The 13207-nt window shown below is 62.3% G+C and carries 13 protein-coding genes; 7 read left to right on the forward strand and 6 right to left on the reverse strand.

Features of this window, described 5'->3' with window-relative positions; translation table 11 throughout:
• Positions 1-201 precede the first annotated feature (201 nt).
• Positions 202-690 (forward strand): phosphate-starvation-inducible protein PsiE, encoded by a 489-nt coding sequence (locus BB029_RS06615; RefSeq protein ID WP_027604688.1) that lies wholly within the window; start codon positions 202-204, stop codon positions 688-690.
• Here BB029_RS06615 and BB029_RS06620 read toward each other — a convergent pair.
• Positions 687-1004, reverse strand: coding sequence for a DUF3509 domain-containing protein (locus BB029_RS06620; protein ID WP_065938619.1), 318 nt, complete (start codon positions 1002-1004; stop codon positions 687-689). The two genes, BB029_RS06615 and BB029_RS06620, sit on opposite strands and share 4 nt — an antisense overlap.
• Positions 1005-1341: 337 nt before the next feature.
• A complete protein-coding gene (locus BB029_RS06625; RefSeq protein WP_065938620.1) occupies positions 1342-2718 on the reverse strand; it encodes an L-serine ammonia-lyase in 1377 nt (458 codons plus the stop codon).
• 137 nt (positions 2719-2855) lie between these two features.
• On the opposite strand from BB029_RS06625, the gene BB029_RS06630 reads away from it, so the two are divergent.
• Entirely contained in the window at positions 2856-3803 is a 948-nt protein-coding gene (locus BB029_RS06630) for a LysR substrate-binding domain-containing protein (RefSeq protein ID WP_065938621.1), read from the forward strand.
• Between the two features lie 213 nt (positions 3804-4016).
• Complete coding sequence (locus BB029_RS06635) at positions 4017-4427, forward strand: HPF/RaiA family ribosome-associated protein (RefSeq protein WP_027604683.1); 411 nt, start codon at positions 4017-4019, stop codon at positions 4425-4427.
• Positions 4428-4478: 51 nt separating this feature from the next.
• Here BB029_RS06635 and BB029_RS06640 read toward each other — a convergent pair whose 3' ends face one another.
• Positions 4479-5990: an MFS transporter gene (locus BB029_RS06640; RefSeq protein ID WP_065938622.1), complete on the reverse strand. Its 1512-nt coding sequence runs from the start codon at positions 5988-5990 to the stop codon at positions 4479-4481.
• 105 nt (positions 5991-6095) lie between these two features.
• Between BB029_RS06640 and BB029_RS06645 the strand changes: the two genes are divergently transcribed.
• The gene (locus BB029_RS06645; RefSeq protein ID WP_065938623.1) at positions 6096-6968 is read left to right on the forward strand and encodes a LysR family transcriptional regulator; all 873 of its coding nucleotides are present in this window, start codon (positions 6096-6098) and stop codon (positions 6966-6968) included.
• Here BB029_RS06645 and fecA read toward each other — a convergent pair.
• The 3 genes from fecA to BB029_RS06660 all read right to left on the reverse strand — a co-directional run bounded on the left by fecA (position 6965) and on the right by BB029_RS06660 (position 10833).
• Positions 6965-9316: a TonB-dependent Fe(3+) dicitrate receptor FecA gene (gene fecA / locus BB029_RS06650; RefSeq protein ID WP_065938624.1), complete on the reverse strand. Its 2352-nt coding sequence runs from the start codon at positions 9314-9316 to the stop codon at positions 6965-6967. The two genes, BB029_RS06645 and fecA, sit on opposite strands and share 4 nt — an antisense overlap.
• Before the next feature lie 90 nt (positions 9317-9406).
• Entirely contained in the window at positions 9407-10348 is a 942-nt protein-coding gene (locus BB029_RS06655; protein ID WP_065938625.1) for a FecR domain-containing protein, read from the reverse strand.
• Entirely contained in the window at positions 10345-10833 is a 489-nt protein-coding gene (locus BB029_RS06660) for a sigma-70 family RNA polymerase sigma factor (protein WP_065938626.1), read from the reverse strand. The genes BB029_RS06655 and BB029_RS06660 overlap by 4 nt, the downstream gene beginning before the upstream one ends.
• A 170-nt stretch (positions 10834-11003) precedes the next feature.
• Here BB029_RS06660 and BB029_RS06665 point away from each other — a divergent pair, with 170 nt between their 5' ends.
• From BB029_RS06665 to BB029_RS06675, 3 genes are read left to right on the forward strand one after another with little or no spacing between them, the layout of a single operon-like run.
• Positions 11004-11306 (forward strand): DUF3649 domain-containing protein, encoded by a 303-nt coding sequence (locus tag BB029_RS06665; protein ID WP_065938627.1) that lies wholly within the window; start codon positions 11004-11006, stop codon positions 11304-11306.
• Positions 11303-12877 (forward strand): PepSY domain-containing protein, encoded by a 1575-nt coding sequence (locus tag BB029_RS06670; RefSeq protein ID WP_065938628.1) that lies wholly within the window; start codon positions 11303-11305, stop codon positions 12875-12877. Before BB029_RS06665 ends, BB029_RS06670 begins: the two co-directional genes overlap by 4 nt.
• Positions 12878-13204, forward strand: a complete 327-nt coding sequence (locus BB029_RS06675) for a DUF3325 domain-containing protein (RefSeq protein WP_065938629.1) — start codon at positions 12878-12880, stop codon at positions 13202-13204.
• Positions 13205-13207 lie beyond the last annotated feature (3 nt).

A 13207-nucleotide genomic window follows, 5' to 3' on the forward strand; every position in this document is an offset into this window, starting at 1 on the left:
ATTTATATACAGCCAAAAGGGTAAGCCAAACCGTGGGGTTTGGGTAGCAGTTTTTTAATGTAGCCCGTAAATACAGGTCAGGCGTGTCTCATGTCACCCCGCCATCATCTTATACCCGCCTCTGGCCTTTTTTCTGCATGCAGAACAACCGTCACGTCCAACCCGCATTATCCGGTCGAACCGACCTAAGGAAGCACCATCGTGAAATTTAATTGGGCCGAAAAGCTGCGCCATCAAGTCCATGGGCTGGCCGAGTCCCTGGGTAACCTGTTTGTCGAGTCGTTCCATTACCTGGCGTTGTTCGCCATCGGTGCGGTGACCGCCTGGGCGGCGGTGATGGAATTTCTGGGGATGCTGGAGAACGGGCACATCAAGATCGATGACATCCTGCTGTTGTTCATCTACCTGGAATTGGGCGCGATGGTCGGGATTTACTTCAAGACCAACCACATGCCGGTGCGCTTCCTGATCTACGTGGCGATCACCGCGCTGACGCGTCTGTTGATCTCCAACGTGTCCCACCACAATCCGCCCGACCTCGGCATCATCTACCTGTGCGGCGGGATTCTGCTGTTGGCGTTTGCGATTCTGGTGGTGCGCTACGCGTCGTCGGCGTTCCCGTCGGTGAAGGTCGAAGGCCCGCGTCGCAAGGGCGAGGCGAGCCTTGAGACCGAGAAGGGTGAGCTTTAAAGCCCGACGCTGAAGGGCAGGGCGCGGGTCGGCGGCCGCTGCAACAATTTGTGGCTGTCGCCGTCCGTCATCACCGCCAGGATCTCCATGGCGCTGTGGCCCTGCTCGATGGCAATGCCGAATTGAATGCTTTGCACCAGGCGTTTGAGCCGTTGCGGGTCGTTGCGTTGTTCGGCGCTGATCATGCGTTTGGCCACTACGCCCGTCTCGTCCGAGAGGGTGAGCATGATGCTGCCGTCGAGCCGTTGGATGCTCAGGTTGACGCGGTATTTTGGGGTGAAGGTGTCGGTGATGATCTGAAAAGGATTGTCCATGGTGCGTTACCGCCTGATAAGAACATGCAGTCATTGACGACCGGTGTCGTGATTAGTTCGCGTTGCCTGACCACCGGCCACTCCGTCGCTGAGGTGGTACAAATTCCGTTTACCTCATGGGCTGTACAGCAAAGGGCGTGCCGTACAGCGATCTGTCAAACAATGAGCTCCTTATGTGGGAGGGGGCTTGCTCCCGATAGCGGTGCATCAGTCAATGAATACTTGGCTGATGCACCGCTATCGGGAGCAAGCCCCCTCCCACATGGGTTCTATGTTGTTATTGAGATCGGTGATCCGTTTCAGGGCAACACGGAAAAAACGATCGCAGACAGCGCAATCAGCACTCCACCCAGCTGACCGCCAGGCCGCCCCGTGAAGTTTCTTTGTATTTGTCGTGCATGTCGGCGCCGGTATCGCGCATGGTGCGGATCACCCGGTCGAGGGAAATGAAATGCTTGCCGTCACCGCGCAGGGCCATTTGCGTGGCGTTGATGGCCTTGACCGCGGCGATGGCATTGCGCTCGATGCACGGTACCTGCACCAGGCCGCCGACCGGGTCGCAGGTCAGGCCGAGGTTGTGTTCCAGGCCGATTTCGGCGGCGTTTTCCAGTTGCTCGGGGGTGGCGCCGAGGATGTCGGCCAAGCCGGCGGCGGCCATGGCGCAGGCTGAACCGACTTCGCCCTGGCAACCGACTTCGGCACCGGAGATCGAGGCGTTTTTCTTACACAGAATGCCGACGGCTGCGGCGGCCAGGAAGAAATTGATCACATCGTCGTCAGACGCGTCGGCATTGAACTTCATGTAGTAGTGCAGCACCGCCGGGATGATCCCCGCTGCGCCATTGGTCGGCGCCGTGACCATGCGCCCGCCCGCGGCATTTTCTTCGTTGACGGCGAGGGCGAACAGGTTGACCCATTCCATGGCCGACAAGGTCGAGGTGATTACATTGGGTTTGCCGATTTCCAACAGGCTGCGGTGCAATTTAGCCGCGCGCCGTGGCACGTCCAGGCCACCGGGCAGGATGCCTTCATCGCGCAAGCCTTGCTCCACGCATTCGCGCATCACCGACCAGATATGCAGCAGGCCGCTGCGGATCTGTTCATCGCTGCGCCAGGCGCGTTCGTTGGCCATCATCAATTCGGAAACCCGCAGGCCGTGTTTGTTGCACAGGGCCAGCAGCTCGACCGCGCTGGAGAAGTCGTAGGGCAATTGCACATCGTTGGCCAGCGCGATGCCCGAAGCCGCTTCAGCGGCTTCGATGATGAAACCGCCACCCACCGAATAATAGGTCTGCTCGCTGAGCAGGCCGTTGTCGCCGTAGGCGTGCAGGGACATGGCGTTGGGGTGGTAGGGCAGGCTTTCGTCCAGCAGCAGGAGGTCGCTGTGCCAGTTGAAGGCAATTTCCTGTTGACCGGCCAGCAACAACCGTCCGGACTCGCGCAACTGTTGGATTCGCGTGTTGATCGAAGTGGGATCGACCTGATCCGGCCATTCGCCCATCAGGCCCATGACGCAGGCGCGGTCGGTGGCGTGGCCTACACCGGTGGCGGACAGCGAGCCATACAGGCGCACTTCGACCCGGCGCGTTTCACTCAGCAAGTGCTGGTCGCTCAGGGCTTGGGCGAATGTCGCCGCCGCGCGCATGGGGCCGACGGTATGGGAGCTGGAAGGGCCGATGCCCACCTTGAATAGATCGAAAACACTGATAGCCATGCTAAAGCCTTACAAGCAATGGAGTAGGAATCGCTGCCATGTTTTGTAGGACGAGCGCAATTGGCGCGATACTGAGCTTCTGGATCGGCACTGACCAACGAATTATCCTAAGACACCCTTTAGCAGGACTAAACCCTATGGCTCGCCCTCTCCATGGCCAGACTTATGTCTGGTTGCACGTGTTTTCCTGCGCTGCACGGCATCTGTCGTTCACCCGCTGCGCCGAAGAACTGCACATCACGCCGGGGGCGGTGAGCCAGCAAATCCGCCAATTGGAGGAGCGCCTGGGGTTTCGGCTGTTTCATCGACGGGCACGGGGGGTGGAGCTGAGTGCCGAGGGCCAGCGCCTGGCGGCAACGGTGGGGGAGGCCTACGGCAGCATCGACGCCGAGTTGCAGCGGCTGGATGCGGGGATGATCAGCGGCACGCTTCGCCTGCGCTCGATTCCATCATTTCTCGGCAAGTGGCTGACCCCACGCTTACCGCGCTTGCAGCAGCGCTTCCCGGATATCCAACTGCGCATGGTCGCCGAGGACAGCAGCATTGCCCTGCACGAAGGCGACTTTGACCTGGCCATCGACCTCAACGACGGCAGCTACCCTGGCCTGTTATCCACAGCCCTGCTGGATGAGCAAATTTTCCCGGTCTGCGCCCCCAGCCTGTTGCGGGGGCGACCGCCCTTGCACGGTCCGGCCGATCTCGTGCATTTCCCGCTGCTGCATGACATTACCGCCTGGCGTGGGAGTTATGAGTATGCGGAGTGGGAGTTCTACCTGAATGCCATTGGCTATCACGTCGCCGATGTACGCCGTGGCCACACCTTCAACCGCAACCACCTGACCATCGAGGCCGCCATCGCCGGCATGGGCGTGGCGATTGCACGACGCACCTTGCTCAATGATGAGCTGGAACGCGGCACCTTGATCGTGCCGTTCGGCCTCGCGGTGCCCAACCACAAACGTTATGTGCTGCTGTATGCACCGGGTGCCCTGAACCATCCCGGCGTGCGCGCGGTGCATGACTGGCTGGTGGAGGAAGCAGGTATTTTTCGCGCCTTGCACCCGCTGGGGAAGGGGCAATTGTGAGGATTGCGGGGTGTAAGAAGATGTAACTAACTCCCCACCCTAACAGTGTTTCTGCTCGTCGTCAGGGTTAATTTGTAATGGGGGATTTATCTTTGCAAAGGGGTTGAAATGTTTCTCTGACTGCTCAATTGTGTAATCAAGAGGTCATGGTTTCACCACCCCGGTGTTGCAGTTTGTGACCTCTCGCGAGCTAGCTGAAATAAGGGAAGAACTATGCAAATCCAAGTCAATAGCGATAACCATATTGAAAGCAGCATCCGACTGGAGGAGTGGGTACGTACTACCATTGAGAGCACGCTCGAACGTTATGAAGAAGACCTGACCCGAGTGGAGGTCTACCTGCGGGATGAGAACGGCGACAAGCCCGGTCCCCACGATTTAAGTTGCCGACTGGAAGCGCGGCCAAAAGGCCATCAACCGCTGTCGGTGTCCGCCAAGGGCGATACCCTGGAACAAGCGATTGACAGCGCGGCCACCAAGCTGGATCACGCATTGGAACATCTGTTTGGTCGACTGCAAGGCAAGCCCCGCGCTGCCGCGAAAAACCAGCCCATCAACAAAGTGAACGAAGACGCGCTGGAACAGGAATTCCTGGAAAACGAAAACGCGGTCATCAACGGCTGACGTTCTTTTCACCCCCTGCAAACGGGCCTGCATCTGCAGGCCCGTTTTCGTTCAGGCGCCGCGTCGGAAAAAATACCGGCTCAACAGCGCCAGCCCCCCAGCCCCCAACCCGGCAAACAGCATCGCCCAACCGGCGCCGTGGCGCAGTGCCGCCTGGGCATCGTTGGCTGCCAGCCCCATCGACTCCAACTTTCCTGCGGCAATGTTCTGGCTGATGGCCGGCCACTCCATTGCCGTGGTGGCGGGCAGCATCTCGGCCAACTGATGGCTGATCCCCAGCAACAGCACCAGGCCCATCAGGGCAATGTTGAGCGCCAGGGTGATCAGCCGCGCACTGAGGTCGATGCCGGAGGCCATGCCCGCGCGGTCGGCCGATACCGAGCCGGTGGTGGTATTGGTGGTGGGCGAGTTGGTCAGCGCCAGGCCTGCGCCGGCGATCACGCAACTGAGCAGCACCAGCCCGATACGTGGGTGCTCGGCGCCGTTGACGGCGGCCATGGCCAGAAAGCCTGCGCCCATCAGGCCCAGGCCGAGGGGGATGATGCGTTCGGCGCCATAGCGCAGGGCCAGGCGCTCGGCCAGCGGCGGTACCAGCAAGGTCGGCAGGGTATAGGCGAGCAGCGCGGCGCCGGTGGTCAAGGTGTCGTAACCCAGGCCTGCCTGAAAGTACAACGGCAGGTAGATCATGAACGGCCAGAAGCTGAAGTTCATGCCGATCGAGCCCATCAATGCGCCGTTGAAACGCGGGATGCGGAACACAGAGAAGTCGAACATCGGGTGCGCACTGCGAAGCTCGACCGTGATGAACAGCAGCAGGCCGAGCACCGACAACGCCGCCCAACCGAGCATGGCCGGTGTGCCGAAACCGTGTTCGCTGCCTTGGGTGATGAAGTACACCAGGGCAAACACCGACAGGGTCAGGGTGAGCATGCCGGCGATGTCCAGGCGATGGGCGGCCGGGTCGCGGGATTCCTGCACGCTGATGCGCAGCAGCAGCAGGGTGAGCAGGGTGAGCGGCACATGTACGAGGAACACCCAACGCCAATCCGCCACCGCCAGGATCAATGCGCCGATCATCGGCCCGAAGCCCAGGCCCACGCCGGCAATCACGCCCCATATCGCAAACGCCCGTGCCCGTGCTGCCGGTTCGCGGAACAGGTGCGAGAGGATGGCGAATTGGCAAATCATCATCGCCCCGGCACCGATGCCCTGGACAAACCGCGCCGTGATCAGCAGCGAGGGATCCTCGGCCAGCCCGCAGGCCAGTGAAGCCAGGCCAAACACCCAGAGACACAGCACCAGCATGCGGCGACGGCCAAAGCGGTCGGCCAATGTGCCCGCTGCCATCAGTACGCTGGTGCAGGCCAGGGTGTAGGCGTTCATGATCCACTGGGCGTCCTGGAAGCCCGTGCCCAACTCTCGCTCGAGCGTCGGCAGGATCACCGGCACGCTGGAAATCTCCAGGCCGAACATCAGGGCGACGAGGCACACGGCCGTGAGGGCCAGCCCATTCCTGGCGGTACGCGGGGGGCTGGCGGTGGTTAGCGTGGCGGCGGGTGGCATGGGATTCTCCTGTGAATGAAGTGTCGCGTTATTTTCAGGGGAATCTGTTTCGTTATTCGTGATAAGTTTTCCGCTAATAAGGGAATTCAGGGCGACAATTGAGCCATGACGACACCGCGTTTTGATGGCGTTGAGCTGTTTCTGCACATCGTCGAAAGCGGCAACCTGACCGAGGCCGCCGAACGGCTGAACCTCACTCGTTCGGCGGTCGGCAAGGGCCTGGCACGATTGGAAGCACGCCTGGGCACGTGCCTGTTGCAGCGCTCCACCCGCCGCCAGCGGCTGACCGAGGACGGCCAGGCGTACTACGAGCATTGCCTGCGCGCGTTGGCGGAACTCGAGGCGGCCGAATCGGTGCTGGAAAGCGGCCGGCAACAGCCCCGCGGCCGTTTGCGGGCCAGCTTGCCACTGGCCTTCGGGCATCACTACGCGGCCCCGGCGTTGTGGGGGTTGATGGCGCGCTATCCGGAACTGGAGATCGAGATCAGCTTCGCCGATCGGCTGGTGGACCTGGCACAGGAAGGCTTCGACGTCGCCGTGCGGATCGGCCCGCTGCCCGACACCGACCGCCTCAGTGCACGTCGCCTGGGCGAACAGGCCGTTGGGCTGGCGGCGTCACCGGCGTACTTGCAGCGCGTCGGGCCGATTGAATGCATCGAAGACCTTGCCGGCCATCGCGGCATTGCCTATCGCAGCACGACCTCGCAGCGCAATCCCGTGGCCTCGCCGTTGATGATGGACGACCTCCAGGCGGTGGCCGATGCCGCCATCGCGGGCGTCGGCCTGGCCTGGTTGCCGAGTTGGTTGATTGCGCACTATGTGCTGCGGGGGCAGTTGGTCGCAGTGTTGCCCGGCTATCGCGAGCAACCCGCGCCGATCCATGTGATCTGGCCGACAGCCGCGCATATGCCGGCCAAGACCCGTTGTGCAATCGACGCTCTGGTCGCCGCCACCCCCAGTTGCCTGGCGGGCAGTTAGAACGCGATGGAGGTCTGCACGTACAGCGTACGCGGCTCACCCACGTATTTGCCCTTGTTGTTGTCGTCGAACGAGCGGGTGAAGTACTGCGTGTTGAAGATGTTCTTCACGCCGACCGCCACATTCAGATCCGACAGTTGCGGGCCGAAGTCATAGGCTGCGCGGCTGCTGAACAGCATGTAGCCGGGAATTCGACCGTTGGCGCCGTCAGCACTTTCTGCCTGGGTGTTGGCGTTGTCGGCGAACTGGCTGCTCTGATAGCTGCTGTCCACATTGAGTTTCCAGCGCCCTTCGGTGTAACCCACGCCGAGGGTGCCTTTGTGCTTGGACGAGAAGGGCACGCGGTTGCCTTTGTTCGGGCCGTCTTCGCGGATGGTGGCGTCGACGTAGGCGTAGGTAGCGTACACATCGAAACCGGCCAGCGCCGGGCTCAAGCCATCGAGGGCGTAGTTGATGCTGGTTTCAATACCCTGGTGGCGCGTTTCGCCGCGGGCGATCACCGAGTCGTTGGTCTGGTTGCTTTCATACTGGTTGTCGAAGTTGATCAGGAACGCACCGATCTCTGCGCGCAAGGTGCCGTCGTCATAGCGGGTACCCAGTTCCCAGGTGCGGGCTTTTTCCGGTTTCACTTCACCGCTGGTCACACGGTTGGGCATCTGGCTGTACTGCACGCTGCCGAATGAACCTTCGGTGTTGGCGTACAGGTTCCAGTCGTCGGTCAGGTGATAGAGCACGTTCAATGCCGGCAGCGCGGTGTTGTAGTCGCCTTTGTATTTGACGTTGGTCAGGTTGTTGCTTTGCTGGGATTCGATCATCTCGTAGCGAATGCCCGGGGTGATGGTCCATTTGCCGATATCAATCCGGTCATCGACGAAGAACGCATTGGCTTCGGTGCCGCCGCGGGTGTCGCGGTCGTTGCGGCTGTCGGTGCTGGGGATTTGCTGGTTGTTGGCGGAAATCGGCGTGCGGTAGCGCAACTCGTGGCCGGCTTCGTTGATGTAGCGGTAGCCGACGCCCACTTCATGGCTGGTCGGGCCGAGGTCAAAGCCCTGGGCGAAACGGGTTTCCACGCCACGCACCCAATACTCGCGCGGCGACAGCGACAGGAACGTGCCCTGGTCCAGGTAGCCGCTGCGCAGGGTCTTGGTGAAGAAGCTGTTGACGGTGAATTCGCGGCGGTCCTGCTCGTAGCGATAGCCGACGTTGAACATCGTACGGCGGCCCCAGAATTTGTCGTAGGGGCGGGTGGACTGATACGGATCGGCCTTGTAGTCCGCGACGTTCAACCCCCCAGGCATATCGGCCTGGCCTTCGTAGTACTGCGCCATGGCGTTGAAGCTGTTGGCGTCGTCGAGCTGGTATTTGCCTTTGAGGATCAGGTCGTCGATGCGCGTGTTGCTGTTTTCGCGCCAGTCGCCGCCACGGGTGCCGGAATACAAAATCGCGCCGCCCAGGCCATTCTCGGCAGTGCCGCCGGCCAGCAGGTTGCCGGTGGTCTTGAAGCCGTCATGGCTGGAAGATGGGCTGGTCTCGGTCTGCAAGCCACCTTTGACGGTGGGTGCATCCGGGATCGCGCGGGTCACGAAGTTGACCACGCCGCCGACGTTCTGCGGGCCGTAGCGCACCGCGCCGCCGCCACGTACCACGTCCACGGCGTCCATGTTGCCCATGCTGATCGGCGCGAAGGACAGCTGCGGCTGGCCGTACGGCGCGAACGGTACCGGGATGCCGTCCATCAGCACCGTTGAGCGCGAGGCCAGGCGCGGGTTGAGACCGCGAATGCCGAAGTTCAGCGCCATATCGTGGCTGCCGGTGCCGTTATTGTCCGGGGCGTTGACGCCGGGGATGCGGTTGAGCACGTCCTTGGCCTGGGTGGCGCCCTGGCGTTCGAACGCTTCGCGGCGGATCACGTCACGGGCGCCGGGGTGTTCGAACACATTGGTTTGCGCCGCATCGCCGAGCCAGTCGCCGACCACGCTGGAGGTCGCCAACTCGACAGCCGCCGGCGCCGGCGCCGGCGCCGTTGCCGGTTGCAGGCTGTAGGCGTTGTCGCCTTCGGCACGGGCTTGCAGGCCGGTACCTTCCAGCAGCTTCTGCAGGCCTTCGGCGGCGCTGTAGCTGCCGGACAAACCACGGCTTTGCATGCCCGCCGTGACTTCGGAACCGAAGGAAATCAACACGCCGGCTTCACGGCCAAACTGGTTCAGGGCTGCTTCCAGCGAGCTGGGCGCGATGTGATACGGCTTGGCATCGGCCGCCATTACGCAAGGCAGTACGGTCAGGCTGAGGCTGGCGCCCAGCAGCAGTTGGCGCAAGGTGCGGGCGAGAAGGGTGGGGTGCTGGGGCATGAAGGGCGGTCCTGAGAAGGAAGGATCAAGGTGGCTTTCCTTCTCTGTCACGCGAGGTGCGGAAAACGGCTCACGGTGGCTGAAAATAATTTACGCACGGGCCTGGACGCTCACCCAATAACGGGTAAAACGCCGCACCTTGACCGGCAGGCTGATCTCCAGCAGGTCGAGGATGCGTTCGCTGTCGTCCAGCGGGTAGCTGCCGGACAGCAGCAGGTTGGCGACCTGCGCATCGCAATGGAGCTGGCCACGGCGGTAGCGACCCAGTTCGGCGAGAAAGTCCTCCAGGCGCATATGCGCGGCCACCAGCATGCCGTCGGCCCAGGCGCCGCTGTTGGCGTCGGTAGGTCGCGGGGTGTCCCAGCCTTTACGGGTGAAATTGACCTGGCGTGCCGCGTCGACCGTCAGGGGCAGGCCGCTGTAGGTGTTGGGCATCACCTCGACGCGGCCGTCCAAGACCGCCAGTTGGGTATGGTCGTTGAACTGGCGCACATTCAGGCGCGCCGCCTGGCTGCTGAGCAGGCCCTGGCCGGTCAACACCTGCAGCGGCATGCTGCCGGCATTGGCGGTGAGCAGGATCTCGCCTTCGAGCAGGCGGATCAGCCGTTGCCGGCCGTCGAAGTGCACATCCACGGCGCTGCCGGTATTGAGTTGCAACTGGCTGCCGTCGGCCAGTTGCACCTTGCGCCGTTGGCCGACGGGGCTGCGGTAGTCGGCGCTCAACGGCGGCAGGATATGCTGCTGGCGCAGGCTCCAGGCGGCGGCCGAACCGGCGCCGAGGATCAGCAACAACTTCAGCGCCTGGCGCCGGCTGGTGGCGGTCGGTGCGCTCAAGGCCGCATGGGCCAGGGGCGAGGGCATGCCGCGCAGGCGCTGGTTGACGCGCTGGATATGGTCCCAGGCGCGCTGATGTTCGCTATGGGCATTCAGCCATTGTTGCCAGGCCGCCTGCTGGCGTGGGTTGAGCGCGCCTTGCTGCATTTCCATCAGCCAGTGCACGGCCTGTTCGGCAACCTGGGTCGAGACATTCATAGGGCGAAATAGCAGCGCAGGGCGGCTTTATTCAGGTGGCGCTTGACGGTGGCGATGGAGATGCCCAGTTCGGCACCGATCTGCGCATACGTCAGGCCGTCGAGCTGGGCCAGCAGGAACGTGCGTTTGACCTGGGTGGGCAAGCCGTCGAGCAACTGGTCCAGCTCCAGCAGGGTTTGCAGGATGATCGCGCGCTCTTCTTCTGATGGCGCTACCTGCTCAGGCATCTGCGCCAAGGCGTCGAGGTAGGCGCGTTCCAGGTCCTGGCGGCGGTAGAAGTTGAACAACACACGCTTGGCGACCGTGGTGAGGAACGCGCGGGGCTCGACCAGCGTCGGCGCCTCCCGTGCGGTCAGGACCCGGATGAAGGTGTCCTGCGCCAGGTCTGCCGCACTTTCCGGGCAGCCGAGCTTACGTCGCAACCAGCCGGTGAGCCAGTGGTGATGGTCGTTGTAGAGCACTTCGACAGGGTTGGACGGTTGCAACGCAAACACTCCACAAGCATGGGCATGCTTTAGAGAACAAGAATTGTTCGCATTGTAGGGCGCCGCCAACCGTTCGGCAATGCGTGAAGGCAGGTGTTTCATCCGTTCTGTTTTGCTTATGAGAATATTTATCATTAATATTGCGCGCTGATGACCCTGGCGCTTCCCGCATGAAAAGCAAAACCTCACTGCCCGCCTCCTATCGCCTCGCTGTCACATCGCGGGTGCTCGCCGCTGTGGTCGGCGGTTACCTGATGGCGTCCCTGGCCAGTATCTGCCTGGCGCTGTGGATGCCTGTCTCCCGCGCCGATGCGGTGATCACCGGGATGATGAGTTCGTTCGTGTTCTACCTGTTGGCAGTGCTGTGGTGCTTCGCCTGCCGTACGGCATGGCGCGCGTGGTGCGGCGTGATGCTGCCGAGTGCGGCGTTTGCCACCCTGGCGGGCGTGGGCTTGTGGATGGCACGCACATGAAAGAGGGCTTTCGCCAGGCCATGGCCTGGTTGCACACCTGGGCCGGGCTGATCTTTGGCTGGCTGCTGTTTGCGATTTTCCTGACGGGCACCCTGGCCTATTTCAAGGATGAGATCACTCACTGGATGCAACCCGAAGTACAGGCCCATCCCCTGGATGACGCGCGCAGCCTGAGTGTCGCCCAGGACTACCTGCAGAAGGTCGCACCCACGGCCGCACGCTGGTTCATCACCTTGCCGAATAGCCGCGACCCTGGCCTGTCTGTGATGTGGCAAGACAAGGTCGACCCCGGCAAACGCGGCAATTTCATTCAGAAAACCCTCGACCCCGTGAGCGGGCAAGCCGTAGAGGCCCGGGAAAGCATGGGCGGGGATTTCTTCTACCGCTTCCACTTCCAGCTGCAAATGCCTTACCCGTGGGGCCGCTGGCTGTCGACCATTGCAGCGATGGTGATGTTCGTGGCGTTGATCACGGGCATCATCACCCACAAGAAAATCTTCAAGGACTTCTTTACCTTCCGCCCCCGCAAAGGCCAGCGTTCCTGGCTCGACGGGCATAACGCGGTGGGTGTGCTGGTGCTGCCGTTCCACCTGATGATCACCTACAGCAGCCTGGTTATTTTCATGAGCATGGTGATGCCAGCGCCGATCGTGGCTTCCTATGGCAACGACACCCGGGCCTTCTTCAATGACGTGTTCCCCGCCACCAATAATGCGCCGGCGTTGGGTCAGCCTGGCCGACTGCTGTCATTGCTGCCGATGTACGAGCAGGCGAGGGCGCAGTGGGCGGGTGGGCATGTCGGGCGGTTGGCGGTGAACAACCCGAGTGATGTAAACGCTTCGGTGAACCTGTCCCGTGCCAGCTCCGACCGCGTGGTGCATGACTTCGGCAGTACCGTGTCGTTCAACGGCAACACTGGTGAGTTGTTGCGGGTCAGTGCTGAACAATCGCTGCCGGCGGCGATCGGCGGCAGCTTCTATGGCCTGCACATGGGCCATTTCGCCGGTCCGGTGCTGCGCTGGTTGTACTTTATCTGCGGCCTGGCGGGCACGGCGATGATCGGCACGGGGCTGGTGATCTGGCTCGGCAAGCGGCAACTCAAACATGCAAAAAGCGGCGTGATGCCGTTTGAATTGCGGCTGGTAGACGTGCTGAACATCGCCAGCATGTCCGGGCTGTTGATCGCCATTGCAGCCTTCTTCTGGGCCAACCGTTTATTGCCGGTGGGCGTCGCCGGGCGCTCCGATTGGGAAGTGCAGGCCTTCTTTATCGCCTGGGGCCTGAGCCTGTTGCACGCGATCCTGCGCCGGGGCCGCCAGGGTTGGGTTGAGCAATTGAGCTTCGCAGCACTGCTGTTTGCCGCCATCCCGTTGCTCAATGCCCTGACCACGTCGCAGCACTTGGGCGCTTCACTGGCGACGGGCGACTGGGCCATGGCCGGCTTCGACCTGACCTGCCTGGCCAGCGGCGTGTTCCTCGCCTGGGCAGCCTGGAAGATGCAGCACCGCAAGGCCCCGCAGGCCAAGACCGAACGGGCGCGGCCGCCGCAGCTCAAGCCGGAGGCGAACTGAATGCTCCTCACGCTGCTGATGTGTTACGCGGGCTTCACCGCCTTGTGCCTGTCCACCGACCGTCACCACGGCGAACTGCTGCACAGCAAACCAGCGCCTCGGCGGCGTATTGCTTTGCGCGTCATCGGTTGGCTGCTGCTGACCGTCTCGATCTGGCCCGCCGTGGCTGTCGCCGGTTGGGGCCTGGGCCTGGTGGAATGGTGCGCGGTGTTGATGCTCAGCGCCCTGTTGCTGGTGCTGTTGTTGCCGTATCGGCCAAGGCTGGCCTTGCTCCTGGCAGGCGTCGGCCTGCTGGCCAGCCCTGTTGCCGCCTTCGCAACGTTCTGAGCC

This window comes from Pseudomonas sp. S3E12 (genome assembly GCF_001702295.1).
GTDB classification, from domain to species: Bacteria; Pseudomonadota; Gammaproteobacteria; order Pseudomonadales; family Pseudomonadaceae; genus Aquipseudomonas; species Aquipseudomonas marginalis.

Bases quoted from the DNA above. Each gene is read 5' to 3' on its own strand.
- BB029_RS06665 (WP_065938627.1), top strand. From the start codon at position 11,004: ATGAAAAGCAAAACCTCACTGCCCGCCTCCTATCGCCTCGCTGTCACA.
- BB029_RS06640 (WP_065938622.1), bottom strand. From the start codon at position 5,990: ATGCCACCCGCCGCCACGCTAACCACCGCCAGCCCCCCGCGTACCGCC.
- BB029_RS06620 (WP_065938619.1), bottom strand. From the start codon at position 1,004: ATGGACAATCCTTTTCAGATCATCACCGACACCTTCACCCCAAAATAC.
- BB029_RS06645 (WP_065938623.1), top strand. From the start codon at position 6,096: ATGACGACACCGCGTTTTGATGGCGTTGAGCTGTTTCTGCACATCGTC.
- BB029_RS06635 (WP_027604683.1), top strand. From the start codon at position 4,017: ATGCAAATCCAAGTCAATAGCGATAACCATATTGAAAGCAGCATCCGA.
- fecA (WP_065938624.1), bottom strand. From the start codon at position 9,316: ATGCCCCAGCACCCCACCCTTCTCGCCCGCACCTTGCGCCAACTGCTG.
- BB029_RS06670 (WP_065938628.1), top strand. From the start codon at position 11,303: ATGAAAGAGGGCTTTCGCCAGGCCATGGCCTGGTTGCACACCTGGGCC.
- BB029_RS06675 (WP_065938629.1), top strand. From the start codon at position 12,878: ATGCTCCTCACGCTGCTGATGTGTTACGCGGGCTTCACCGCCTTGTGC.
- BB029_RS06630 (WP_065938621.1), top strand. From the start codon at position 2,856: ATGGCTCGCCCTCTCCATGGCCAGACTTATGTCTGGTTGCACGTGTTT.
- BB029_RS06625 (WP_065938620.1), bottom strand. From the start codon at position 2,718: ATGGCTATCAGTGTTTTCGATCTATTCAAGGTGGGCATCGGCCCTTCC.
- BB029_RS06655 (WP_065938625.1), bottom strand. From the start codon at position 10,348: ATGAATGTCTCGACCCAGGTTGCCGAACAGGCCGTGCACTGGCTGATG.